26 protein-coding genes are annotated in these 25,283 nt (G+C 50.2%); 9 read left to right on the forward strand and 17 right to left on the reverse strand.

The genetic code is table 11. The features are described from left to right. Positions 1-12: 12 nt before the first annotated feature. Complete coding sequence (locus LVQ79_RS07330) at positions 13-3,108, reverse strand: beta-galactosidase (protein WP_232864438.1); 3,096 nt, start codon at positions 3,106-3,108, stop codon at positions 13-15. Between the two features lie 113 nt (positions 3,109-3,221). Next, positions 3,222-4,304, reverse strand: coding sequence for a LacI family DNA-binding transcriptional regulator (locus LVQ79_RS07335; protein ID WP_232864439.1), 1,083 nt, complete (start codon positions 4,302-4,304; stop codon positions 3,222-3,224). A gap of 129 nt (positions 4,305-4,433) precedes the next feature. Between LVQ79_RS07335 and LVQ79_RS07340 the strand changes: the two genes are divergently transcribed. Next, complete coding sequence (locus LVQ79_RS07340; protein ID WP_232864440.1) at positions 4,434-5,234, forward strand: arylamine N-acetyltransferase family protein; 801 nt, start codon at positions 4,434-4,436, stop codon at positions 5,232-5,234. 66 nt (positions 5,235-5,300) lie between these two features. After that, entirely contained in the window at positions 5,301-5,531 is a 231-nt protein-coding gene (gene pptA, locus LVQ79_RS07345) for a tautomerase PptA (RefSeq protein ID WP_034455817.1), read from the forward strand. 44 nt (positions 5,532-5,575) lie between these two features. Here pptA and LVQ79_RS07350 read toward each other — a convergent pair whose 3' ends face one another. Next, positions 5,576-6,610, reverse strand: a complete 1,035-nt coding sequence (locus LVQ79_RS07350; RefSeq protein ID WP_232864441.1) for an AI-2E family transporter — start codon at positions 6,608-6,610, stop codon at positions 5,576-5,578. A 233-nt stretch (positions 6,611-6,843) separates the two neighbouring features. On the opposite strand from LVQ79_RS07350, the gene LVQ79_RS22655 reads away from it, so the two are divergent. From LVQ79_RS22655 to mdtI, 3 genes are all read left to right on the forward strand, one after another. Next, complete coding sequence (locus tag LVQ79_RS22655) at positions 6,844-6,948, forward strand: protein YdgV (protein WP_502258309.1); 105 nt, start codon at positions 6,844-6,846, stop codon at positions 6,946-6,948. Positions 6,949-7,139: 191 nt separating this feature from the next. Then, positions 7,140-7,517 carry a multidrug/spermidine efflux SMR transporter subunit MdtJ gene (mdtJ, locus tag LVQ79_RS07355; RefSeq protein WP_232864516.1) on the forward strand — a complete coding sequence of 126 codons (378 nt, stop codon included), beginning with the start codon at positions 7,140-7,142 and terminating at the stop codon, positions 7,515-7,517. Then, positions 7,504-7,833 (forward strand): multidrug/spermidine efflux SMR transporter subunit MdtI, encoded by a 330-nt coding sequence (gene mdtI, locus LVQ79_RS07360; RefSeq protein ID WP_134182944.1) that lies wholly within the window; start codon positions 7,504-7,506, stop codon positions 7,831-7,833. The genes mdtJ and mdtI overlap by 14 nt, the downstream gene beginning before the upstream one ends. Before the next feature lie 35 nt (positions 7,834-7,868). On the opposite strand, the gene LVQ79_RS07365 is transcribed toward mdtI, so the two are convergent. The 5 genes from LVQ79_RS07365 to ynfM all read right to left on the reverse strand — a co-directional run bounded on the left by LVQ79_RS07365 (position 7,869) and on the right by ynfM (position 12,535). Beyond that, complete coding sequence (locus LVQ79_RS07365; protein ID WP_151993309.1) at positions 7,869-8,675, reverse strand: trypsin-like serine peptidase; 807 nt, start codon at positions 8,673-8,675, stop codon at positions 7,869-7,871. A 97-nt stretch (positions 8,676-8,772) separates the two neighbouring features. Further along, positions 8,773-8,877 (reverse strand): small membrane protein YdgU, encoded by a 105-nt coding sequence (ydgU, locus tag LVQ79_RS22660; RefSeq protein WP_456061802.1) that lies wholly within the window; start codon positions 8,875-8,877, stop codon positions 8,773-8,775. 179 nt (positions 8,878-9,056) lie between these two features. Next, positions 9,057-9,455, reverse strand: coding sequence for an acid resistance repetitive basic protein Asr (asr, locus tag LVQ79_RS07370; protein WP_154150155.1), 399 nt, complete (start codon positions 9,453-9,455; stop codon positions 9,057-9,059). A gap of 271 nt (positions 9,456-9,726) precedes the next feature. Continuing rightward, positions 9,727-11,211 carry a carboxypeptidase M32 gene (locus tag LVQ79_RS07375; RefSeq protein ID WP_232864442.1) on the reverse strand — a complete coding sequence of 495 codons (1,485 nt, stop codon included), beginning with the start codon at positions 11,209-11,211 and terminating at the stop codon, positions 9,727-9,729. A 73-nt stretch (positions 11,212-11,284) separates the two neighbouring features. Beyond that, complete coding sequence (ynfM, locus tag LVQ79_RS07380; protein ID WP_232864443.1) at positions 11,285-12,535, reverse strand: multidrug efflux MFS transporter YnfM/SxtP(Kp); 1,251 nt, start codon at positions 12,533-12,535, stop codon at positions 11,285-11,287. A gap of 102 nt (positions 12,536-12,637) precedes the next feature. Between ynfM and ynfL the strand changes: the two genes are divergently transcribed. The 3 genes from ynfL to bioD all read left to right on the forward strand — a co-directional run bounded on the left by ynfL (position 12,638) and on the right by bioD (position 15,769). Beyond that, positions 12,638-13,546, forward strand: coding sequence for a multidrug efflux transcriptional activator YnfL/SxtR(Kp) (gene ynfL / locus LVQ79_RS07385; protein ID WP_232864444.1), 909 nt, complete (start codon positions 12,638-12,640; stop codon positions 13,544-13,546). 117 nt (positions 13,547-13,663) lie between these two features. Next, positions 13,664-14,881 carry a sugar metabolism global transcriptional regulator Mlc gene (gene mlc / locus LVQ79_RS07390; RefSeq protein ID WP_232864445.1) on the forward strand — a complete coding sequence of 406 codons (1,218 nt, stop codon included), beginning with the start codon at positions 13,664-13,666 and terminating at the stop codon, positions 14,879-14,881. 192 nt (positions 14,882-15,073) lie between these two features. Further along, the gene (gene bioD, locus LVQ79_RS07395) at positions 15,074-15,769 is read left to right on the forward strand and encodes a dethiobiotin synthase (RefSeq protein ID WP_232864446.1); all 696 of its coding nucleotides are present in this window, start codon (positions 15,074-15,076) and stop codon (positions 15,767-15,769) included. On the opposite strand, the gene clcB is transcribed toward bioD, so the two are convergent. The 7 genes from clcB to LVQ79_RS07430 all read right to left on the reverse strand — a co-directional run bounded on the left by clcB (position 15,722) and on the right by LVQ79_RS07430 (position 21,934). Beyond that, positions 15,722-17,017 (reverse strand): voltage-gated ClC-type chloride channel ClcB, encoded by a 1,296-nt coding sequence (gene clcB, locus LVQ79_RS07400; protein ID WP_232864517.1) that lies wholly within the window; start codon positions 17,015-17,017, stop codon positions 15,722-15,724. The two genes, bioD and clcB, sit on opposite strands and share 48 nt — an antisense overlap. Positions 17,018-17,118: 101 nt before the next feature. Then, the gene (osmV, locus tag LVQ79_RS07405) at positions 17,119-18,258 is read right to left on the reverse strand and encodes an osmoprotectant ABC transporter ATP-binding protein OsmV (RefSeq protein ID WP_232864447.1); all 1,140 of its coding nucleotides are present in this window, start codon (positions 18,256-18,258) and stop codon (positions 17,119-17,121) included. After that, the gene (osmW, locus tag LVQ79_RS07410; RefSeq protein WP_232864448.1) at positions 18,258-18,905 is read right to left on the reverse strand and encodes an osmoprotectant ABC transporter permease OsmW; all 648 of its coding nucleotides are present in this window, start codon (positions 18,903-18,905) and stop codon (positions 18,258-18,260) included. The genes osmV and osmW overlap by 1 nt, the downstream gene beginning before the upstream one ends. 9 nt (positions 18,906-18,914) lie before the next feature. Next, the gene (osmX, locus tag LVQ79_RS07415; RefSeq protein WP_232864449.1) at positions 18,915-19,817 is read right to left on the reverse strand and encodes a glycine betaine ABC transporter substrate-binding protein; all 903 of its coding nucleotides are present in this window, start codon (positions 19,815-19,817) and stop codon (positions 18,915-18,917) included. Between the two features lie 22 nt (positions 19,818-19,839). Beyond that, positions 19,840-20,556, reverse strand: coding sequence for an osmoprotectant ABC transporter permease OsmY (osmY, locus tag LVQ79_RS07420; RefSeq protein WP_154150169.1), 717 nt, complete (start codon positions 20,554-20,556; stop codon positions 19,840-19,842). A 355-nt stretch (positions 20,557-20,911) separates the two neighbouring features. After that, positions 20,912-21,541 (reverse strand): Tat proofreading chaperone DmsD, encoded by a 630-nt coding sequence (gene dmsD, locus LVQ79_RS07425; protein WP_370639838.1) that lies wholly within the window; start codon positions 21,539-21,541, stop codon positions 20,912-20,914. Positions 21,542-21,631: 90 nt separating this feature from the next. Beyond that, positions 21,632-21,934 (reverse strand): DUF1161 domain-containing protein, encoded by a 303-nt coding sequence (locus LVQ79_RS07430; protein WP_232864451.1) that lies wholly within the window; start codon positions 21,932-21,934, stop codon positions 21,632-21,634. A gap of 230 nt (positions 21,935-22,164) precedes the next feature. Between LVQ79_RS07430 and LVQ79_RS07435 the strand changes: the two genes are divergently transcribed. Continuing rightward, complete coding sequence (locus LVQ79_RS07435; protein WP_232864452.1) at positions 22,165-22,875, forward strand: YnfC family lipoprotein; 711 nt, start codon at positions 22,165-22,167, stop codon at positions 22,873-22,875. Between the two features lie 104 nt (positions 22,876-22,979). On the opposite strand, the gene add is transcribed toward LVQ79_RS07435, so the two are convergent. Together add and LVQ79_RS07445 are read right to left on the reverse strand one after the other, a co-directional pair. Further along, a complete protein-coding gene (add, locus tag LVQ79_RS07440) occupies positions 22,980-23,981 on the reverse strand; it encodes an adenosine deaminase (RefSeq protein ID WP_154150177.1) in 1,002 nt (333 codons plus the stop codon). Between the two features lie 102 nt (positions 23,982-24,083). Further along, the gene (locus tag LVQ79_RS07445; RefSeq protein WP_232864453.1) at positions 24,084-25,256 is read right to left on the reverse strand and encodes a MalY/PatB family protein; all 1,173 of its coding nucleotides are present in this window, start codon (positions 25,254-25,256) and stop codon (positions 24,084-24,086) included. Positions 25,257-25,283 lie beyond the last annotated feature (27 nt).

Below are 25,283 nucleotides of genomic sequence, written 5' to 3' on the forward strand. Positions count from 1 at the left end.
GAAGAAGGGACGTTAGCGGCGTTGCCAACTTAACTGGTAGTGATAATGCTGCTTATCAAGCAAGTATTCCGGTGAAACGCTTGGGCTCCAGGAGTCATCGCCACCAACACCCATATGGAAACCATCCAGGTTTAAACTGGTGCCTGTTTCCGCAACAAGCAAATGGCGATGTGAGGTTTCGCGCAGTTGTTGTTGGCTAAAGCGGCTGATATTGAAGTGGAAATTCCCGCGCCACTGGTTGCCGCCGTATTCCAATGTTTGGGTATCGCAGCGCAAGCCATTCTCCGTTGGGAAAACATACGGTGTGTACAGTTCTTCCAGTGGAAGCTGCCAACTATCGAAGAGGGCAGATTGCTTGCGATCGGGGTAGTTTTCATGGGGCCCGAGCCCGAGCCAGCTCACTTCAGGATACAATTCCGCTAACTGGCAGGTCAGGCCAATGCGTGCAGGTGGAGGTGTGCCAAAAGCAATTTCAACATCTACGCTGACGTGGAGTTCGCCCTGGCAGTCAATTCGCCAAAGCTTACGGCTGATAAACAGCGTTTTACCATGGTGATGCCAGCTATGAACGGTGCGCAGCTGCACTTCATTGGCCAGAACCTCCGCTTCGCAGCTCTCCACACGCGACTCAAGCTCATACATTCCTGCTGCCTTCCAACGCTCGACCCACGCATTCGGGTCAATGCGCGTCACTTCGCTGACGCCAATGTCGTTATCAAGCGGCGCGCGGGTGAACTGATCTTGCAGCGGTGTGATGAGCGCAGGTTGCTGTGCTTTCCACCACTGGTTTAACAAGCCGGTTTCGCGGTTGAACTGCCAGTGATGCAGGCCGAGGCGAATATCGAAATGGCAGTTACTGGTTATCAGTTCAGGTGCTTTACCATTAAAAGGCAGCGGGGTTGCGCTAAGAATACTCGGGAGTTGCCACTGATCCCATGCACAAATATGCCCGGCATCAGACCAGTCTGTGGCGTTGATTTGCTGTAATTTTACGGTCAGCCACACGTCACCGCCACGCACGATGGTTGGCAATGAATCAAAGGTAATTGTCTGCGTTCCAGCTGGCGCGATATCAAGCAGCACTTCGCCTTCAGCAAGCCGTTCACCCGCTTGCGAAACCTGCCAAATAAGGCGTTCGTTATCGCTATGGCGGAAAAGGTACTCGCTGGTTATTTCGAGGCGCAACGGGGTTTCACGATGAAGTTCAAACTGGAAAAACTGTTGTGCTTGTTGTGCTTCATACAGTGCCGGATGCGCTGTGCGGTCGGCAAAAACCAGACCGTTCATGCAGAACTGACGATCGTTTGGTTTGTCGCCAAAATCCCCGCCGTAGGCTGCGAAGGGTTCGCCATTTTCATCGTGTTTAATCAGCGATTGATCGACCCAGTCCCAGACAAAACCACCTTGCAGTCGCGGGTGCTGGCGGAATGCCTGCCAGTATTTATGGAAGCCGCCAAAACTGTTGCCCATGGCGTGGGCATATTCGCAAAGAATCAGCGGGCGGGTTTCATCCGGCATACCTATCCACTTTTTAATTGACCATTTAGGCACTGCCGGGAAGGGTTGATCCTGGTCGACGCGGGCATACATGGGGCAAATAATATCGGTTGCCGCGCTGTTGGCACCACCCCCTTCGTACTGCACTGGGCGGAAGGGGTCGACAGATTTTATCCAGCGATAAAGCGCATCATGATTGGCACCGTGACCGGACTCATTACCAAGCGACCAGATGATAATTGATGGGTGATTAATATCGCGTTTCACCATACGAGTGACACGTTCCATCATCGCGGGCAGCCAGCCAGGATCGTCACTCAGGCGATTCATCGGCACCATTCCGTGGGTCTCAATGTTTGCCTCATCCACCACGTACAGGCCGTAACGGTCGCACAAGCGATACCACAACGGGTGATTTGGGTAATGGGAACAGCGCACCGCGTTGAAGTTGTGCTGCTTCATCAACAGAATATCCTGGCGCATGGTTTCCACATCCATCACCTGGCCAAATTCCTGGTGATGTTCATGGCGGTTGGTACCGCGAATCAGCAAAGGTTTGCCGTTGAGTTTCAACAACCCTTGATGGATTTCGACTTTACGAAAACCCACGTCATAAGCTTCTGCCTCTATTGTCGCGCCTGCGCTATCCAGCAAAATAACGACAGCGCGATAGAGGTTGGGGATTTCCGCACTCCACAGCAGAGGGTTTGCGACAGGCATTCGGAGGGTAGTGCGGTCGTTATATGCTCCACGTTCATCAATAATCTCGCTGGCCAGCGCTTGTTGCCGCTCACTCACGCATTCGTCACCGTGCCACAGCTGCACTTTTACCTGTAACGCGCCGTCGGTTTCGCCTTTCACCGAAACAGCTGTTTCCAGTATAGCATGGCTGAAATCTTCGTTTAAATGGGTGGCAATGTGCACATCGCTCAACTGGGTGGAAGGTTTATGCAGTAGCGTCACATCGCGGAAAATACCGCTCATGCGCCACATATCCTGATCTTCCAGAAAACTTCCATCGCACCAACGTAGCACCATCACCGCAATGCGGTTTTGCCCCGCATGAAGGACTTCACTGAGGTCAAATTCAGAGGGCAGGCGACTATCCTGTCCGTACCCGATCCAGTGGCCGTTACACCAAAGATGAAATGCCGAATTCACACCATCGAAAATAATCCTCGTCTGACCATCATCAAGCCATGACTGTTCGATGTTAAATGTGAGCGAGTAACATCCGGTTGGGTTGTTTTGTGGCACAAATGGCGGTGTAACCGGAATGGGATAGGTGACATTGGTATAAATCGGGGCATCAAAGCCATGCATTTGCCAGTTTGATGGGACTGGTAAGATTTGAGCATCGGCTAAATCAACCTCAAGCCAACTTTCGGGAACACACTCGGGCTGAGTGAAGTAGCTAAACTGCCACTTACCGTTAAGACTGCGCAGACTTTCAGATGATGAGTCGTCGCGCGCGGCGAGAGCATCACGCCAACTGGAAAATGGTGGGCGGGCAGGCAAGCGATTTAATTGCGTCACTGCTGGGTTCTCCCAGTCGCGTCGCCCAAGGATCGCGGCCAAAGTGGCCGCAACAGAACCCGATCTGATGGTCATACTTGATGTTCCTTTACATTTTTGCGAAGCGCTCACAATTATTAATTAATATGTTTTTTACCTGCGCAGATGTAAAGCAGTAAAACAACTTCAGGTGAGGCGATTCACAAAAATTACTTCAGACGCGCGACCTGGTGGGCAAGTACCGCAAGCGCATCGGCCAGGGCTTGTGGTGACACAGTTTCAGCATTTGGTGCTGCCGTCGTTTTACGCTCAATAAGCGTGACGGGAAGAACGGTGGCAAGGCCCGGTAAAGCGGGCGTGCGGATTTGGGCAATCAGTTGGTCAACGCTGGTATTCCCCAGTGCTTTAAAGTCTTGCTTGATGGTAGTGAGCGGCGGGATAAAACAGGCGCTGTCTTCGGTATCGTCATAACCCACCACTGAGACTTGCCCAGGAACGGATAAGCCTGATTCATTGAGGGCACGTAATGCACCTAACGCCATTTGATCGTTAGCGACCAGCAGGGCGGTAAACTTCGATCCCGTACTAATGAGCGCCAGTGTCTGGAGATAACCGGAGATTGAACTCCAGTCACCCTGCAATTGCGCGATAGCCATCAGCTGATGCTTTGCCAGAGCCTGTTGCCAACCTTCCAGACGCAGGCGGGCTGAAACTGAGGTCAACGGCCCGCTCAGTAAAGCAATATGCTGGTGGCCTTGTTGGACGAGATGAGTTACTGCCAACTGCGTGCCGGTGGTGGCATCGAATGTGATGCTGTGGGTATTGAGAGTCGGGGATACATCGAGGAACAATACCGGCACATTGCCGCACATGTCAGTGATGGCTCGAACCTGGTCATCTTCCAGAGGAATATTCACAATCAGCCCATCAACCCGCTGGGAGAGCAGGCTATTCACCGCACCTTTGCAGGCACTCAAATCAGGCTGCTCAATCATCGATATCACCACGTTAAAGTGGAGTTTGCTGGCCTGAGACTTAATGGCTGCGGCGATTTGCGACGGAGCGTGGAGGGACAAATTGCTGGTCACAAGCCCAATCGTTTGGCTTAGTTTTCCAGCCAGTTGCTGCGCCACCCGGTTAGGAACGTAGTTAAGTGCTTGCATCGCTGCTTCGACTTTACGGCGCGTTTTATCAGAAACGTGCTCTGCCTGATTGATAACCCGTGAAACGGTCTGATAGGAAACATTGGCGTGTTTTGCCACATCATAGAGAGTCATCGACTTGGGTTTCATGGCGCATCCTTCTGGCACTTAATTTCCGGGGAATAGTCTACAGGCCTGTTGTAGCCAGAGCATTATCGATCATTTGCCATGAAAAAAACGCTTTATAGTAAAGACATCGGATTTTAAGAGGTTGAGATAATGACTTTCGAGCGACAAACCTATTTTGCGCGTATCGGTTTTCATGGTGAAGCCATACCCACCTTAGAAACCTTGCAACGTATTCATCTGCTGCATGCTTGTTCCATTCCTTTCGAAAACTTAGATGCGCTTCTTGGTCGAACCATCAGGCTTGAACTCGATAATGTTTTTGAAAAGCTCGTCGTTGCTGGTCGAGGCGGTTATTGCTATGAGCAAAATGCTTTGCTGCGCGCAGCGCTTGAAGACATTGGTTTTGAAGTGGAAGACCTGGCGGCGAGAGTGTTGATCACGCAACCACCTGAAATGCCACCAAGAACGCACCGCCTATTGCTGGTGACGATAAATCAACAGCGTTATCTGGCTGATGTAGGATTTGGCGGGAAAACTCTGACTTCCCCTTTGCGGTTGGAAACTGATGTTGAGCAGCCTACGGCGCATGGTGTCTATCGCTTAACGCATCTGGATGGCGATTACTTGCTGAGCATCAAACAACAAGATGGCTGGATGCCTCTGTATCGGTTTGATCTGCAACCCCAATATTTCAGTGATTTTCAGGTTGCAAATCACTATGTTTCGACCTGGCCTGAATCGTATTTCCGTCATCATTTAATGTTGTGTTTGCATAAACCCGATGGCACAACGTTAACGCTGAGTAACCGGCAGTTTAGCGGTGAGCAACGCGAAGAAATGGTTGATGAGAGGGCGGTGTATCAACTGCTACAAGAAAAATTTGGTTTGCGACTGGACCACGAGCAGTACGGTATCAGCTTTGATGAGTTTGCCCCCATCTGCCCCAAATGATTTTCTGTTGCTATAACCTGATTGTTTAACGTAAGAATAGAGTTCGCCATTCAAAGGAGATCTGTTGTGCCGCATATCACCGTAAAACACTTCCCGCGTGAGTTGACTGAAGAGCAAAAAGAGGCGCTTGCCGCTGATATTTGTGCCGTGCTGAAGAAGCACTTTAATTCATCTGACGAGTCGCTCTCTGTTGCGCTAACACCTATCCAGAAAGATCGCTGGAAAGAGGATGTCTACGATAAAGAGATAGCTCCGGCACTGGATACTTTGGCCAAAAAACCGGGTTACAGTATGTAGCGTTACTCCATAGTCGCTCTGTTATCCGGAGCGGCTATGGCTCTTTAGTTTTTGGTCACATCACTCAACAGCACGGCAATACTCTTGCCACCCTCGTTTTGTTCAAGTGCTATTTTCACCGCGATAGTCAGTGGAACCGACAGTAGCATTCCCACCGGGCCCAGCAGCCAGCCCCAAAAAATCAACGATAAGAAAACCACCAGAGTGGACAAACCCAATCCTCGCCCCATCATGCGTGGTTCGATGATATTGCCAAACACCAGGTTGATGGCCAGATAACCGGCAACGACAAGCAGCGCATCATACAGTCCACTAAATACCAGCACCTGTGCAACCGGTGGGATTGCTGCGAGAACGGAGCCAATATTGGGAATATAGTTGAGCGAGAAGGCGAGTAGCCCCCAGACAAAGGCAAAACGCACATCCAGCATGGCTAACATTATCCAGACCACCAATCCCGTCACCAGGCTGATAGCGGTTTTTAGCACAAGATAATGGCTGACGCTGTCTAAAGCTCGCTGGATAGCACCCATGCCTTCTGCCGGCCGAGACATCAATTGTTGGAGCTTTACCGGCAATTGCGGTACTTCAATCAACATAAATACGACGGTCAAAAGCAGCAAAAAGATTGAGGTCATCGCGTTGGAAAGCTGCGTAATAAGACTTGTGACTAACGTCATTGCCGCGTTAGGGTCGATATACTTAACCAGTTCATCCACCGACACAGAAATCCCAACCCGTTGCAGCCACGGGTCCAATGTTTGTAGAGGGGAGATTAGCAAGGAACGGTATTGTGGTAGCGTGCGCGTCAGCTCATTAAGCGTGGTTCCCAGGTAGGCGAGTAACACAGCCATAAAGAAAATAATTACTGAAATGACGAAGGTAATCGCCAGCACGCGCGGGACCCGTATGCGCTCCAGACGACGAATCATTGGATTGAGGATAATGGCAATAAACAGTGCCAGAATAAATGGCACGATGATCTCGGCAGCCACTTTTATACCCGCAAGGATGATGACTAACATCCCCAACATAATGACTGCTTTTAATCCACTTAACGTAATAATGGGTTTTGCCATTATTGACGGTCTCCATCAGAATAATCCGTTCCTTAATTGTGTATATAGTACGGGTGAGGAAAGGAGGGGTATACACTTATTTTCTGCTGCTCAAGCGTAAAGAATTGAAAAGGGAAGTCAGGCATCTTGCGAAATATGGTACAAATTCAGCGTGTTTGACTACTGAGGACAATTTACTATCCGCAACTGATGAGAAGCAACACCGCGGATACGTTGTGAAAACTATGGACATTATGCTTACGAACAAGCTGTTCAAAACGTTAATAACCCATCAAGCCCCATCTTTCTCTTCTGCTTTTTCGCTTTCCGGTGAACAACACTGGCGTAACGCGCTGTAGATTCGCTCTCCTGTTTTTCCCTTGATACTTCGCGCCCCAGTTGCGTTGACTGCACCGGCTTGCTTACGGTCTTGTCGCCTTACTGGCACACGAATTATTGCGGGTAAATAAGCTTATTTTTTATTCGGCTTGTGCGCTTTATTTAGCACATTACAAGCATTAGTACGGCTATTTTCTCTATCAGGAGAGGAATCATGATCTATTGGATATTATTAGCATTGGCTATTATTGCCGAAATTACCGGCACGTTATCCATGAAATGGTCCAGCGTCAGTGATGATAATCTCGGCTATATTTTTATGCTGTTGATGATCACCTTGTCTTATATTTTATTATCATTTTCGGTTAAAAAAATCGCCCTTGGCGTCGCGTATGCCATGTGGGAAGGAATTGGTATTTTATTTATTACCCTTTTCAGTGTTCTGTTGTTCGACGAATCGATCTCGCTACTGAAAATCATCGGTCTGACCACGCTGGTGGTGGGAATTGCTTTGATTAAATCGGGAACCAGCGCTAAAAAAACGCGAACGGTAAAACCAGCAAAGGAGAGCGAACATGCAATCATTTGAATGGGTTCACGCGCTATGGCTGTTCCTGGCAATCGTGTTAGAAATTGCCGCTAATATTTTCTTGAAACACTCTGATGGTTTTCGCCGTTTTGGCTACGGCATATTGTCGCTGTGTGCAGTTCTGGCAGCCTTCAGCGCGCTGGCGCAGGCAGTAAAAGGAATTGAGCTGTCGGTAGCTTATGCACTATGGGGTGGCTTCGGCATTATCGCCACCGTGGCGGCGGGCTGGATTTTATTCGGCCAGCGGCTAAACCGTAAAGGCTGGGTGGGGCTGGTTTTATTACTAGCGGGCATGGTGCTAATCAAACTGGCTTAAAAGAAAACCGCCGGGAGTGATACCCGGCGGTGAAATTATTGGCTGGCTAAACTCTGTAGCTGGTCACGAAACCCGGTCACAGAAATCGCACGATTATCAGCCCGATAACGATCTTTCGCAGCAGGCGCTGAGCTTTGTACCGCAATCAGCTGCCAACCATTTTCCGTTTTCAGCATCAAGGGTGAGCCACTATCACCAGGCAAAGTATCGCACTGATGTGAGAGTACAGTTTTCTGTGCCCAGCCGGTAATCAGGCAATCGTTATGGGTATAGAGATCGTCCAGATGATCCTCGGGATAACCCGACTGTGTGACCTTACGATTCTGATTTTTAAGCGCTTCAGTTAGTGCGTCACGGTCACCCTCAAACAATGGCAACGGCGTGATACCAGAAGGCGGGTTGTGCAAAATAATCAGACCAAAATCATGAGGCGCCGCACTGGCGGGGACAATCCAACCGTCACCATCGGGTTTAAGGCGACGACCCAGCGTAGATTCAACCCGGCCTTCAATATCATGAATTTCATAACGCCATTTGCCTTTATTAGATACAAAGCGCAAAGCGATGGCTTTATCGGGTTTTCCACGGGGTGGTTGTAGCAAACAGTGCCCGGCGGTAAGTGCCAGGTGAGGGGAAATTAAGGTCGCGGTGCAAAGATTGCCGCTGGCCGTCTCAAGTTGACCGATAGCATCCCACGGCGGTGTTGCGGGATCATTCACTCTTGTGCGGTCATCCTTGCCAAAAAACAGCGTTTTGACATTTGCAGCACTTTCGTCATCAGCATGAGAAAGGGCAGGCAACAAGCACAGTACACCTAACAACATCACAACTTTTTTGCGCATATCACTCTCTGTGGGGCGATTAATTTTGATTGTTATATAAACCCAGCGAATGGACTAACTATAGACGGGTCGCACAAAAAGTGGGAGTAAAAAGTCATTACAGCCAGAAGCTTAGCGTAATAATGCCGCAAAGAATAAGCAGCGTGAGGATGATTTCAAAGCTGTAGCGTCGCAACATCATCCAGACTCCGGAAGTAAACACCCGGCGAACCGGGTGTTTTTAACCATCATACTTCAGGTTATCGGTGTGTTGGCGTCGGTCGTTCACCCCAGTTACATAGTTATCTACGCTTCTGAGGACTCACTTGCTCGCCACCTGCCGACAACTCAAATTATGCAGGTTAGTAGTGTGGCTATGCTTTCGGGATAACCCCGATAACCTTATGCAGCTGGCTGAGTTGCAGGTTTTGCTGCTTCAGTTTTAGCGGTAGGTTTTTTGTGATGCTTTTTAGCAGCCTGGGCTTTCTGTGCAGCTGGTTTTGCCGCTTCAGTTTTGGTTACTGCTTTTTTGTGTTTTTTAGCAGCCTGAGCTTTCTGTTCGGTCTGCGCAGGTTTTGCTGCTTCAGTTTTCTTCACTTCTTTTTTGTGCTTTTTAGCGGCTTGTGCTTTCTGCTCGGTAGCTGCTTTTTTGTGTTTTTTATGATGAGTAGTTTTTGCAGCAGGGGCTTTAGCTGCAGCAGAAGTGGTAGCAGGAGCTGGGGTCGCAGTAGTTTCAGCAGCGAAAGCAGCAGAAGACAGACCCATTGCAGCGGCAACAACCAGAGCTAGTACTTTATTCATCTCGACATCCTCAATTCATGTTTGAATTTATGTTTCTTTGAAGCCCTGCGGGGCCGTTGAGATGAACTATAGACTTGTGGATCAATGCGTTCAGTGAGTGATTGGTTTCGGCGTGTAACGGTTTGTACACGCCGGGGAATTGATGACGAAATTCCTTCGTAGGTCGGATTAGCGCAGCGACATCCGACATAACCTGCGTCAATGGTGGATGTCGTTAACGCTAATCCCCCCTACAATCCGAATTATTTAGGGCGCGGACAGGTGAGGAAGATTAAAGGTAACGCGCTTCTAAATGCCTACGGAAATACAACGGGTTAAGATCTTCCCCGGTTGCATTGGTAATCAACTCTGACGTTGTGAAGCGACTGCCGTGTTGCCAGATATTCTGACGTAGCCAGTCGAACAATGCGCTGAAGTTTCCTTCCGCAATATCGCTTTCGAGCTGCGGCAGCGCAAGTTTTGCAGCATTGAACAATTGAGCGGCATACATTGCGCCCAGCGTGTACGAAGGGAAGTAACCGAAAGCACCGTCAGTCCAGTGAATATCCTGCATACAGCCATTGCGGAAGTTATCTTTGGTAGAAAGTCCCAACCATTGCTGCATTTTTTCATCCCACAGTGCCGGGATGTCTTCCACTTCAATTTCGCCGTCAATCAGCGCGCGCTCAATTTCGTAACGCAACACAACATGGGCTGGATAGCTCACTTCATCCGCATCAACGCGGATAAAACCACGCTCAACACGCTGGTTAACGGCAATAAAGTTTGCCGTCTCAAACGCAGGTTGTTTGCCAAAGCGCGATGTAACCATCGGTAGCAGCAGTTTAAGGAACTCTTTGCTGCGACCCAACTGCATCTCAAAGAAGAGACTTTGTGACTCATGAATCGCAGTGGAACGCGCAAGAGCAACAGGCTGACCGAGCCATTCACGTGGCAGGTTCTGCTCGTAACGCGCATGGCCCGTTTCGTGGATAACGCCAAACAGTGCACTGACCAGATCGCTTTCATCGTAACGTGTGGTGATGCGTACATCTTCCGGCACGCCACCACAGAACGGATGCGCGCTAACATCAAGCCGGCCGCCGTTAAAATCAAAGCCCAACAACTTCATGGTTTCCAGGCCAAGCTCGCGTTGGTCGTGCGTGGCGAATGGGCCAACAGGAGTGATGACCGACTCTTTTGCTTGTTTATCGACAACTTTTTGCAGCAATGCTGGCAACCAGGTGCGCAAGTCGCCAAACAGAACGTCAAGTTTAGCGCTGGTCATCCCTGGTTCATAAATGTCTAACAGCGCGTCGTATGGGGATTTCCCCTTTGCTTCGGCGCGCAGTTTCGCCTCTTCACGGCTAACACGAACCACTTCTTTTAAATTGGTAGAAAAACCCTGCCAGTCGTTGGCTGGGCGTTGCGTGCGCCAGCCATGTTCACAGCGCGTCCCAACCAGCGATTTTTCTTCTACCAGTGAGGCGGGTAATAGAATGGCTTCCTGGTACTGGCGTGTCATTTCACGCAGGTTTGCACGTTCTACATCATTCAAATTTTCCTGAACCGCGGCCTGCAATAGCGTGGCGATTTTTTTATCGGTCAGGATTTGGTGCTGCAAAACACTCAGTTCGGCCAGGGCTTCGCCGCGCGCTGTGCTGCCGTTCGGTGGCATATTGGTGAACATATCCCAGCCAGCGATGGCTGAGAGATGTCCAAAACGGGAAAGACGCTGGAAGGTGCGGGTGAGATGATTATAGTTTTGCTTTTCCATAGAGCCTCATAAAGAGATGGTTTACGCTGCGAAAATAGCAAAAAGCCATCCCGAAAACGAGGCCGTAACGGGGTTATTGTGCGCGATGATGCAAACGTGTCCCCACCATTAAGGAGATGACCAGGAGTGAGCCAATAAAACTCGCGACTCCCGGCCAGCCAAACTGGTGCCAGAACACACCGCCGAGCGTCCCGGCAAGACTTGAACCAAGGTAATAGCTGAATAAATAAAGTGACGAGGCTTGCCCTTTTGCGCGTTTAGCTCGCGGGCCAATCCAGCCGCTGGCGACGGAGTGTGCGGCGAAGAATCCAGCAGAAAAGAGCAGCATGCCGATGAAGATAATCGGCAGCGGTGAAAAGACCGTTAACACCACGCCTGCCAGCATCACCGCGGTGGAAAAGACCATCACCGGACCACGGCCAAATTTTGCGGTCATTGCCCCGGCTTTTGGCGAACTCCATGTTCCGGTCAAATACGCTACCGACAAAAGCCCGACCACCGCCTGGCTTAAATACCACGGCCCCTGCATCAGGCGATAACCAATGTAGTTAAACAGGGTGACAAACGCCCCCATCAGCAAAAAGCCTTGCGCAAATAACAGCGGTAGCCCCTGGTCACGCCAGTGCAGTCGGAAGTTGATAAACAGCGTTTTTGGCCGCAGCGAAGAAGGGCGAAAATGTTTTGAGGCTGGCAGTATTTTCCAGAACATTAACGCTGACGCGAGTGCGAAGCAGCCAATAGCCGCAACGGCAATACGCCAGTTAAAGAAGTCGGTCAACACGCCGCTTAACAGGCGGCCACTCATGCCACCAATCGAGTTCCCACTGATATACAGCCCCATCGAAAATGCCACTACGCTTGGGTGGATTTCTTCACTCAGGTAAGTCATACCAACCGCAGCAACACCGCTAAGAGACAGCCCAATCAGGGCACGCATCACCAATATGCCATGCCAACTTGTCATCATGGTTGAAAGCAGCGTGCAGCATGAGGCGAGTAATAGCGCCGTAACCATCACGGGTTTACGACCAATGGCATCAGACAGCGGGCCAGTAAAGAGCAGCCCAATCGCCAGCATAGCGGTAGAAACAGATAGCGAAATACTGCTACTGGCCGGTGAGACTCCAAATTCATGAGAAAGAACCGGCAGTATTGGTTGTACACAATAAAGCAGCGCGAAGGTGGCAAGTCCTGCGGAAAAGAGCGCAAGCGTAACGCGCATAAATTGAGGTGAACCACGCTTGATGTAAGTGACCGGCTGGGGAGATCGTCTTTCGTCAATATCTGCTGCCGGGGCGGTGTTGACGAGGGTTGTACGGCTCAAAATCGGTCCTTAAAAATCCACAAATGAAGTCTTCTTTTCAGAGTAGAAAATTGTAATTGTTCTGTCTAATATATTAATAATCTCAATTAATATTTTAAAAGTATGAATATTGAATTGCGCCATCTGCGTTACTTTATTGCCGTTGCTGAAGAGCTGCATTTTGGACGGGCTGCCGCGCGTTTACGTATCTCTCAGCCACCTTTGAGCCAGCAAATTCAAATCCTGGAACAGCAAATTGGTGCGCGTCTACTGGCGAGAACTAATCGCAGCGTGAATCTGACCGCCGCAGGCAGCCAGTTTTTGCAAGATGCCCGGCAGATTTTAAGCCAGGTTGATGCAGCGGCAGGGCGCGCAGCCCGGCTTCATCAAGGGGAAACCGGCGAGTTGCGTATTGGTTTCACCTCATCCGCGCCCTTTATTAAAACGGTATCCGATAGTCTTTCGACATTTCGCCGCAGCTACCCGGACGTACATCTCCAGATGCGGGAAATCAACACTCGCAAGCAAATTGCACCGTTAAACGACGGTGAACTCGAACTCGGTTTAATGCGCAACACGCGGCTTCCGGATACGCTCGACTGGAGTCTGGTTCTACGTGAGCCACTACTGGCAATGGTGCATCGTGACCATCCGTTGGCCCAATGCTCAAAAGTTTCGCTGCAACAGCTCGCACATGAACCTTTTGTCTTCTTTGATCCGCTCGTTGGGACCGGGCTGTATGAGGATATTCTCGGCCTGCTGCAACGCCACGGGATTTCACCCTACATCACCCAGGAAGTGGGCGAGGCTATGACGATCATTGGGTTGGTGTCCGCCGGGTTAGGGGTGTCGATACTTCCGGCGTCATTTAAACGCGTCCGTCTATCTGAAGTGGTGTGGCTACCCATAGATGAGCCGGAAGCGCAATCTGAAATGTGGCTGGTTTGGCCAAAGCACCGTGAACTTTCAGCTGCGGCACTTCGCATCTCTGCGCTGCTCACTGAGTCAATAACGACGTTAAAAGAGGGTTAATACAGCAGATTATGTGCGGTAAATCACAACCCTACTTAAATATTTGACTCCTTCACTTGAAGTGTTTCACCATAGCCCAAAGTTTATTTCGAAGCGCGAAAATAAAGGGAGTCGCAAGTGGTTGCTGATAGTCAACCGGGCCATATTGATCAGATCAAGCAAACTAATGCGGGCGTAGTTTATCGCTTGATTGATACCCATGGGCCGGTGTCGCGCATCGATCTTTCTCGCCTGGCGCAACTTGCGCCTGCCAGCATCACGAAAATTGTTCGTGAAATGATTGAAGCTCATCTGGTGCAGGAAACGGAAATTCAAGACCCCGGTAGCCGGGGCCGTCCCGCCGTGGGTTTGATGCTGGAAACTGAAGCATGGCACTACTTGTCCGTGCGTATTAGTCGTGGGGAAATCTCCCTTGGCCTGCATGATTTAAGCAGCAAGCTGATAGTTGAAGATACGGTTGACCTTGCTATTAATGACGCACAACCGCTTATTGAACGCATCATCGCGCAGATTGATCAGTTCTTTATCCGCCATCAGCAAAAACTTGAGCGCCTGACGGCGATAGCTATCACTATGCCGGGTATTATCGACACCAAGCGCGGCATAGTGCATCGGATGCCGTTTTATGAAGTCTGCGATATGCCGCTCGGTGAGATTCTGGAAAACTATACCGGCGTGCCGGTCTATATTCAGCATGACATCAGCGCCTGGACGATGGCGGAAGGGCTGTTTGGCGCCTCAAAGGGCGCTCGTGATGTGATTCAGGTTGTTATTGATGATAACGTCGGAGCCGGTGTGATTACCGATGGCCGCCTGCTCCATGCGGGCAGTAGCAGCCTGGTTGAAATTGGCCATACGCAAGTCGATCCGTATGGTAAACGTTGTTATTGCGGTAACCACGGTTGCCTGGAAACGATTGCCAGTATCGACAGCGTGCTTGAGTTGGCGCAGCTTCGCATGAGCCAGTCGATGGGTTCCATGCTGCATGAGCAACCTCTGACAGTCGAGTCTCTCTGTGATGCTGCATTAAGTGGCGATCTATTAGCGAAAGATATCATTCTCGGTATTGGCACTAACGTCGGCCGTATACTTGCGATAATGGTGAATCTGTTCCATCCACAAAAAATCCTGATTGGTTCCCCGTTTAACCGAGCCGCAGAGATTCTGCATCCGGCAATCACCAGTTGTATTCGCCAACAAGCACTCCCTGCATATAGCGAACATATGGTTGTTGAAAGTACCCAGTACAATCATCGTGGAACAATGGCGGGCGCGGCGCTGGTAAAAGATGCAATGTATAACGGCTCATTATTGATTCGCTTGCTGCAAGGTTAATGTCATTGCCTGATCCACTAAAAATTGCGCTATCTCAATCTGGTCGAATGACTATTCTTTTAGACTTTCACTCCTGAATTATTCAATTTTTAATCACTCATACCCTGAATAATTTGAGCTGCGGGCGGGTTATAACCACACCTGCAACCTTAAGTTTGATGGGTACTTAAAGCATTACCTTGGGAGTTAGTCATGCTTACGCGTTTCTTTATAACGGGTACCGATACTGCAGTCGGGAAGACTGTGGTTTCTCGCGCCTTGTTGCAGGCTCTTGCAGCCAGTGGCAAAAGTGTCGTCGGCTATAAGCCGGTAGCCAAAGGCAGTAAAGAGACGCCAGAGGGCCTACGCAACAAAGACGCGTTAGTTCTACAAAGCGTTTCCACTGTCAATTTACCTTATGAAGCCATCAATCCTATCGCTCTTAGCGAAGAAGAAAGCAGCGTGAGCCATAACTGCCAGATTAACTATTCGCTGCTGTCTGATGGGCTTCAGCGTTTGGCCGGGCAGGTGGATCATGTTGTTGTCGAAGGCACTGGCGGTTGGCGCAGCCTGATGAACGACTTACGTCCATTATCGGAGTGGGTGGTTCAGGAACAGTTACCGGTGTTGATGGTGGTTGGGATTCAGGAAGGCTGCATCAATCATGCCTTACTGACAGCTCAGGCGATTGCCAATGATGGCTTGCCACTGATTGGTTGGGTGGCAAACCGTATCAATCCAGGGCTTGCACACTACGCAGAAATTATCGATGTATTAAGCAAGAAATTGCCTGCACCGCTGGTGGGCGAACTGCCTTATTTGCCTCGAGCAGAGCAGCGTGAACTGGCAAGTTACATCGATTTATCCCGTCTTAGCAGCGTTCTGACTGTAGACCGTTTGCGGGCGTAACCAGCGCGAAAGTGCTGAAGCAATTACGCACGCCAGCAGTAAGCCGGGGAGTAAAGTAAATTCCCCGGTCATTTCACAAACCATCAATGTGGACATAATCGGTGCATGCGTAGTCGCCGCTAAAAGCGTTGCCATTCCGGTTAATGCCAGCAAAATAGCGATACTATCGCCACTCCACGTCCAAATCCCAAACCATTGTCCGACCAGCATTCCGAGCGCTGCACCTACAAACAGTGTCGGTGTGAACACGCCACCGGGCGCGCCGGAACCGCTACTTGCCAGCACCGCTGCTAGTTTGTAAACCAGAATCCCTGCCACAAACAGCAGCGCCGGAGGCTGAGAAAGGAACGATTGCACCACGCTGTAACCATTTCCCCAAACCAATGGCGTAATCAGCGAAAGCAGCCCAACCAGCAAACCACCCAGCGCCAGTTGCAACGGCGGCGTTAAATGCAAACGTTGGAACAATTTACTACTGTGGGACATCAGCCAGAGTAATAACGGCCCGGCGACACCGGCTATCACACCGAAGGTTGCCATCAGCAAATACTGTATAGGTTGCGGAGCGCTTAACGCTCGCACGGTATAAAGCAATGCTTGTTCGTCATTGAGTAAATGAGTCATCAACAAGGCGCTGACGGCGGCAATCACTACTGGACCCAACGAGGCGAGCATCAGTGTGCCAAACAGAATCTCGGCGATAAACAAACTGCCCGCTAGTGGCGCGTGATAAGCACTTGCCATCCCGGCGGCAGCTCCGCAGGCGACCCATAGTTTCCATTCATCTTTATTGGTGAAACGCTGGGCGAATACCGAAGCAAACACGGTGGCCAGCAGGATCATGGCCCCTTCACGGCCAATGGCGCTGCCGCTTGCTACCACAATCAATGACGCGGCCGATTTGACCAGACTTGCGGATACATCAAGACGCCCATCGCCGGTTTCGATGGCTTCCATATAGTCGGTGGGAGCAGAAGGGCGCTGGCGTGTGGCGCGTTGCCAGCCCCAAAGTAGTGTACCCGCAAGTAAACCACCAATAGCCGGGGTGAGTAATCTGCGCCACGGCGGGAGTGCTGCAGCGGCTGCAACCAGGCTTCCGCTATGGTCGCCAAGGAAAAGGCTTTCAAGGAAATACATTGACTGGCGAAACAGCCAGACGACTAATGCAGAGGCAACGCCAATCCAGACGGCGAATATTAGCCGTCGAAGCATGCCTTTCATATCGGGGAAGTGGTTTAGATGGTGCATCCAGGTATTGTAAGGTGGATGAGCGTTAGCGTCATCCACCGTTTGTTGCTGTTTTGTCGGATGTTGCTGGCGCTAACCCGACTAATGTTGGCGTTGTTAAACTACGAAATATTCAGTGCTCGGCGGGTGCGGCCTGAACTGAGGTAATCGGCGATATAATCTTGCGAAATTTCACCGCTGTAGCGGCCATCTTCGTCAGTAATCGGCATCCATACCATGTTGTGCTCGTAGAGTTTAGATAGCACGATTCGCAGGTTATCTTCCGCACGCCCGGTCACGCGGAACGGATGCAGTAACTCAGAGCAAGAACCGATGGCCCCACGCGCTTCGCGGCGCTTCACAAAGCCTAATGGCTTACCTTCACCATCCACAACGGTTATCGAGCGCATGTCGTTATCATCCATAGTAGAAAATGCCTCCGGTAACGGTGTGGACTCACGCGCGGTAATTGTCGGTTGTTGGTCGGTGACGTCACCTGCCTGAACCAACAACAGGCGTTTCAGGGTGCGATCCTGGCCAACAAACGAGCCTACAAATTCATTGGCAGGCTTAGCTAAGAGTTCATCGGGACTGGCGCATTGCACAATTTTCCCCTGACGGAATACGGCGATACGGTCACCCAATTTCAGTGCTTCATCAATATCATGGCTGACCAGCATGACTGTTTTCTTCAGTTGACGCTGCATTTCCAGAAATTCATTCTGGATTGCTTCACGGTTGATAGGGTCGACCGCGCCAAACGGTTCATCCATCAGCAGCACCGGGGGATCCGCCGCCAGGGCGCGAATCACGCCAATACGTTGCTGCTGGCCGCCTGACATTTCACGCGGGTAGCGGTTCAGGAAGCGGTTCGGGTCGAGCGCCACCATGCTCATTAATTCGCTGGCGCGTTCTTTACAGCGCGCTTTATCCCAACCCAGCATTCGCGGCACGACGGTAATGTTTTCTTCAATCGTCATATTCGGGAACAGACCGATTTGCTGGATAACGTAGCCAATATTGCGGCGCAGCGTCACGGTATCCAGCTCGTTAGTGTTTTTACCGTTAATCAGAATATTGCCGCCGGTTGGGGCAATCAGGCGGTTAATCATCTTGAGCGTAGTGGTTTTACCGCAGCCGGAAGGGCCGAGCAGCACGCACATTTCGCCTTCAGGCACGTTCAGGCTGACGTTATCAACGGCGTTAAACGTCTGGCCGTTTTTCTGAACGAACTGTTTGGTGAGATTTTCTAGTTTAATCATTATCGAATCCCCTTAGGAGTCAGCACCAATTGAAGGCGGTGCAATAACCAATCAAGCACAATAGCCAAAACACAAATCATCACCGCACCGGCAATCAACATACGGATGTCGCTGCTGCCGATGCCGTTTAGCAATAACAAACCTAAGCCGCCAGCACCGATCACCGCAGCAATCGCCATCACACCAATATTCATGACCACTGCGGTACGAATACCACCAAAAATCACCGGTAAAGCCATTGGGATTTCAACCCAACGCAGGCGTTGCCAGAAGGTCATGCCGATACCGCGTCCCGCTTCGCGTAATCCGGGCGGCAGGCTATCTAATGCGGTGTGCGTGTTGCGTACAATCGGCAAGAGCGAATAGAGGAAGACAGCGGTAATGGCGGGGAATACGCCAATCCCTTGTCCAACCAGCGAAAACAGTGGAATCATCAGGCCAAACAGCGCGATAGACGGGATCGTCAGCACGATGGTGGCGATACCTAGTACCGGCGTGGCGAGCCATTTGTGGCGCACAATTAAAATTCCCAACGGCACGCCAATAACTATCGCCAGCCCCACAGCTAATAAGACTAGCCACAAGTGTTGTAGCGTCAGGCTGCCAAGATAGCCCGCGTTATCAATCATATAATGTAACGTTTCCATGATGCCTCCTTAGAGCAAGCCTTTACGCTGCAGGAATTCTTGCGCAACTTTTTGTGGGGTTTCATGGTCGATATCCACTTTGGCATTCAGGGTGGATATCACATCGTTATTGAGTGATGCGGAGAGGGTGTCGAGAGCCTCCTCAAGCCCAGGGTTCGCCGCTAACGTCTCTTTACGCACAACAGGCGTCACGGCATAACTTGGGAAGAAGCCCTTATCGTCTTCCAGCACTTTCAGATCAAAGCCCTTCACGCGCCCGTCGGTGGTGTAAATCAACCCAGCATCCACAAACCCATCGCGCACCGCGTTATAGACAAGGCCTGGGTCCATTTGGCGAATCTGCGGTCTGTCGAGCGGCATGTTGTAGGCGTGCTGCAAAGGTTTCATGCCATCGCTACGCCCGGCAAACTCCAGGTCTAGTCCGAGCATCCAGTTGTTGTCCGGGTCTGTTTTGCGGATTTGTTCAATTTTTGCCACCAGTTCCGACATGGTATTGATGTTCTCTTCTTCAGCGCGTTTGCGCTGCATCGCGAAGGCGTAGGTGTTGTTCATATCGGCAGGTTTCAACCACACCAATCCGAGTTTGGCATCGAGTTTTTTAACGGTGTCGTAGGACTCCTGCGGGGTCATACGTTTGTTGATGTGATTAAAAATAATCAATGAGGTACCGGTATATTCCCAGGTCATATCCACCTGTTTGTTGATCATCGCATTACGGGAAATTACGGTGGCAATGTTGGTCTGCGGCGTCACCTGGAAGCCTTTCTTACGTAGGTACTGTGTGGTCATGGCAGACAAAATATGTTGTTCGGTAAAGCTTTTTGTTGCCAGCACGATAGGTTCGGCTTTTGCTGCGCCTGCGAATAGCAGCGTTGTGGTGAGTGCGGCAAGTAACGGTTTAAATGGTTTCATGACGGGCTCCTTTTTATTGTTTTTATTTCACTGTGTGAGGACTTAACACGCGTCCTAAGCCCGCGAGTGCAACATCAAGGATCAGGGCAAAGAGTGCTGTGGCAGCGGCACCCAAAATCAGTGTCGGGAAATCATTGAGGTAGATGCCCGGGAAAATAAGCTCACCGTAACTGCTGGCACCTATCAAAAACGCCAGCGGTGCAGTGCCAACGTTAATTGCGGTTGCAATACGGATACCCGAAAGCATGACAGGCCATGCGTTAGGTAATTCGACCTGACGCAAGCGTTGCCATTTAGTCATGCCAATGCCGTTGGCAGCTTCAATAAGCGAAGAAGGGACGCCGGATAAACCCGAGTATGTATTACGGACAATTGGCAGCAGCGAGGCGAGGAACAATGCGATTATTGCAGGTTTGTCGCCAATCCCGATAAACACCATCGCCAACGCTAAGACGGCCAGCGGCGGCAAGGTATTTCCGACGTTAAAGATTTGCATCGCATATTCAGCGAAACGGCGAGCAGCAGGGCGACTGAGCAGAATTCCGCTTGGGATCCCCACAAGTAGAGCCAGCGCCATCGAACTAAACACCAAAATTAAGTGTTGTTGCCCGAGATAAAGCAAATCCACTTTACGCGCGATTATGGTTTCGGGACCAATTCCCCAAATCAATAATCCGAGGACGACGATTATTGCCAGTGCACCAAAAAAAGTGCGTTTTACGATGGAAGTATTATGCATTGCAGTGTGTCTCCCTGGGTGCACGTTATAGCAACCTTGAGGTCGCTTGTTGTTATGCCTTGTGTCGGCAGGGTGTTTTGACCTATAGCAACGCAATGGGAATGATTCCAGTAAACAGGGAAATTACCAGGCGAATGATTAGCGTGTAAATTAACGAGTTAGCCTTGTGCCGCCTCGCTTGAAACGTGGTTGTAAAGAATTGTCTTAAAAGTGTTTGAATGAAGTTACGTTGTAACTTTTACGGGGGAAAGTGACTGAGAGTAAATGCCGGATAATGAGGGGGTTAATATGCGGTTTGATATTAGAGAAATAGTCGGTGGATAAGCGAAAACGTCATCCACCGTTACTCAGATTCTTAGGAATAGAGCTCTTTTTGTGCGACAGGAATCTGCAAACCTTTACTCCATTCAGCAAGTGTCAGGTTAGTTAGTTCGCCTAACGCCTGATAGAACGGATGTTCAGCATTGACGATAAACAACTCCAGGAAACGCCCGCTCCACGGCAGGATGTGCCAGGCAAGCAGTTCGTCAACTTTAGGCTGCAATCTTTCTTCAGCAAGCCAGGCGGCCAGCATCAGTAGCAAACCGAAGTGATCTTCGGGTTCGTTGTTTTCTTGCTCGTTGGAGATGTCGTTTTTACGCATCCAGCGGCGTAACTCAAGCATCGAGTCACCAAAAAGCACTTGTTCTTTATCGAGATAGACCGAACCCCAGGGCGAGGCAGGTAAAGCGTCCGGGCCGATGAACAGGCGCTGCCAGGCTTCACTCAAAGATTCTGGCTCATAGCTAAAACCTTCCGCCATACGCTGCGCGATACTCGCCAGCTCTTCATGCTGCACTGGCCATTGCTCAGTCCACGATGTGTCCTGAAGTGAGGCATACAGTGATGCGACATCCCGGCTTTTGGGTTCTTGATAAAAAAGCGCACCGAGCACTCTTCCTGTCAGGGCGATAGTCGCCAGTCGTTGCGTTGTTTCAGACATCATTCTCTTCCTTGTTGCGCGAGTTATGCCGCGCATTCTCTACGGATTGCCTGGCAATTGCTATGCATTAGACATCGACATCCGTTTTAATAACTATTGTGGCTCACTTTGTGACCCATCCTGGGTACTACCACCGCTTACCGGATAGTTTCCGCTGCTGGTACGCGTATAAAGGATTTTTTGCGTATCATTAGCACAATGGCCAACAACCTGGGCATCAGGCTTATCAGCTTGATCGTTAGGAACAATTGTTAAGCTAAAGCCTGACTCTGGGACACCGTTATTGATTATCTTTTGCTGAATGTCGGCCTTGACTGTATCGCAGGAAGTCTGTGCGGCTAGTACGGGAGTTGCTGCAGCCAACAGGCATACACCAAGCCAAATTGAACGTTTCATCGTATCTTCCTTCTGTTGAGGGGCTGTAGTAAGAATAGTATCTGCAGTGTAAATTGTTGTATTTGCTTATACCCTTCATACTTCAAGTTGCATGTGCGTTGGCTGCGTTTACTCACCCGCATCACTTACCAGAGTAAGCTCATCGGGACTCGCTCTCTTGCCGCTTTTGCAACTCGAATTATTTTGGGGACATCATTGTTGTTACATTTCAAGGCGGGGACAGGAATTACGTGAAGAAAATCATTATCCTCTGTGCGCTGGCAGTGTCTATTGCCGGGTGTGACAATCAGAACAATACGCTTTCTTACACGCCAGAAATGGCGAGCTTCTCGAATGAATTTGATTTTGACCCGCTGCGTGGGCCGGTAAAAGACTTCAGTCAGACATTAATCAATGAAAAAGGCGAAGTCGTGAAACGCATTGTTGGCCTGATATCGGAAGAAGGGTGTTTCAACGAGCTAGAATTTCACGATCTGGAAAACAATACCGGGGCAACCCTGGTGTTGGATGCTAATTACTATCTTGACGCTATCACCCGTGAAAAACGGGTAAAGCTTCAGGGAAAATGCCAGTTAGCAGAATTGCCGAGTGTCGCTATTACCTATGAGACGGACGATAGAGGTTTTGTGGTGGCAGCGCACAGTGAAGCGACATCCATTGTTTATAACTACGACGCAGATGGATATCCGTTAGGTAAGGTAACTACAGCAAAAAATGACACCCTGGCTATCAAGGCGAAATCCGGTAGCGACAATAAGAAAAAACTCGATTACACCTCTGAGAGCACGCTCAACGGCAAGTCTATCGCTTTGGTCAAACAAACTTGCGATTACGACGGGTATTTCAACCCACTGGAATGTGTACTGAACATCACCGATGAAAGTGTCAAACCACCGAAAGTTGAAAGCTATACGATTAAAAATAGCATCAATTATTATTGATGCTTAGGGTAAAGCCTCGTCTTAATGGCACTGGGTTTGCGCGCGAAACAGCAAAAGAAAAAAGAGAGCTTGAGTCAGCAAGCTGACTCAAGCTCTTGTCGGAGCTACGCGGCGCGAACCTTAGCAATCAGCGCCTGTTTTTCTGCATCAGATAAGAAGGCAATTCTTAAACCATTCTCTTGTGCGGTACGGATATGTGCCGCACTCAAACCTGCCTGCGGTGCAGCCACATTATATTCGTGAATAATATCGATACCCTGGACGGCTGGGTCATCAGTGTTGATCGTAGCCAGCACGCCTTTATCCAGGAAGGTAATCAACGGGTGTTTATCCATTGAGGCTATCGTGCTGGTTTGGATATTGGACGTCAGGCAGGACTCGATGCCAATTCCATGTTCCGCAAGGAAATCCATAAGCGCCGGATCTTCGATTGCCTTAACACCATGTCCGATACGCTCGGCACCCAGCTCACGAATTGCCTGCCAGATACTTTCCGGGCCAGCGGCTTCACCGGCATGAACGGTGATATGCCAACCCGCATCACGTGCACGGTTAAAGTGACTCAGGAACAGACTACCCGGGAAACCGAGTTCGTCACCGGCAAGGTCAAGCGCAGTAATGCTGTCGCGATGTGCCAGCAGGGCCTCCAGCTCAGCCAGACATGCCGCCTCACCGAAAGTACGACTCATAATGCCAATCAAGCGGGCTTCAACACCGAAATCACGGCAGCCCTGGCGAACGCCTTCAATCACCGCCTCCACCACACCTGCAACCGGCAGGTTATGGGTCATGGCCATGTAGCCGGGGGAGAAACGTAATTCGACATAATGCAGGCCATTCAGGGCTGCATCTTCAATGTTTTCCCATGCTACGCGGCGGCAGGCATCGAGATCCGCGAGGACTTTAACGCCCCAGTCCAGTTTTTGCAGGAAGCTCACCAGGTCAGGTGCTGTTTCCACAACTTGTACATGAGGACGAAGTGCTTCAAGGGAGTCAGCCGGAAGCGGCAGATTAAACTGGCGGCCCAGATCAAGAATAGTTTGAGCACGAATATTGCCATCAAGGTGGCGGTGCAAATCGGTTAACGGCAGGGTGGTATCAATCATGGTCGCACTCTTTTTTTGATTTAAGTGCGCAACAGTATAAGAACAAACGCACCTAAATAGCTACGTTGCGCAAACAAAAAGGGGAGTTTTCTCCCCTTAACTTCACTGGAGAGATTTAATCGCCGCAATCAGGCGCTTCACGCCGTCTTCAAGCTTAACGCGTGGGCAGCCGGCATTCAGTCGTACAAATCCTTTTCCTTCCTCGCCGTAGGTATATCCCGGCATGATGGCGACTTTTTGCTGCTCGATAAGCAATTTTTGCAGCGCGTTGTCATCAATGCCCAATGGGCGTAAATCTATCCATGCAAGATAAGTGGATTCCGGCGGTTGCCAGTATAGTTGCGCAAACTCTCCGTTCAGAGCATCGGCGACAAAGCGCAGATTACTTTGCAGGTAAACTCGAAGCTCATCAAGCCAGACTGAACCTTCTTGATAGGCCGCGATATGTGCGACAACGGCAAGAATGGCGGGGGATGATAATCCATCCTGACCTTTCAGCACATTTAAGTATTTCTGGCGCTCATCACTATCATTAATCAAGCCATAAGCACCTGTTAATGCAGGAATGTTGAAGCTTTTGGAGCCCGATGTGAACAGAGCCCATTGACCTTTGCCTACTTCATTCCACGGCGTGTGCTGGTGGCCTTCCCATACCATATCCATATGGATTTCATCACTGATAACCCTCACGCCATGACGTTCGCAAAGCATTGCCATGGTTTCAAGCTCAGTACGTGTCCAGACTTTGCCGGTAGGATTTTGCGGGCTACAAAGCAGCATGATCTTGCATTCAGGCTTCGCCAGTTGTGCTTCGAGAGCACCCATATCGCACATCCAACGGCCTTCGGTCTTATGCAACGGAGCGCTAAATACCTGGCGTTGGTTGCCCTCAATGGCTTTATAAAATGCGTCATATGCAGGGGTATGGACTAGCACTGCGTCGCCAGGTTCAGACCACTGGCGGATGAGTTGCGATACCATGTAGATAACCGACGGGCCGTACACTATCGACTCTTTATCAATCACACTGTTAAAACGAGTGTGATACCAATGCGCGATCGCGCCTAGAAACTCCTCATTCTTCCAGCGGCTATAACCTAATACACCGTGAGATAAACGTTGTTGCAGAGCTTCAAGAATGACTGGAGCGGTAGGGAAATCCATATCGGAGATGGTAAAGGGCAGGAGATCGGCGGCACCGAAACGGTCAGCGACATAATCCCACTGAGTACACCAGGTTCCGTGGCGGTCAACGACTGTGGAAAAATCGAACATATTACCTCGCAACAAACAGGCGCCGTA

Origin of the sequence: Buttiauxella cochleicola (assembly GCF_021282405.1) — a bacterium.
Taxonomy (GTDB): domain Bacteria; phylum Pseudomonadota; class Gammaproteobacteria; order Enterobacterales; family Enterobacteriaceae; genus Buttiauxella; species Buttiauxella massiliensis.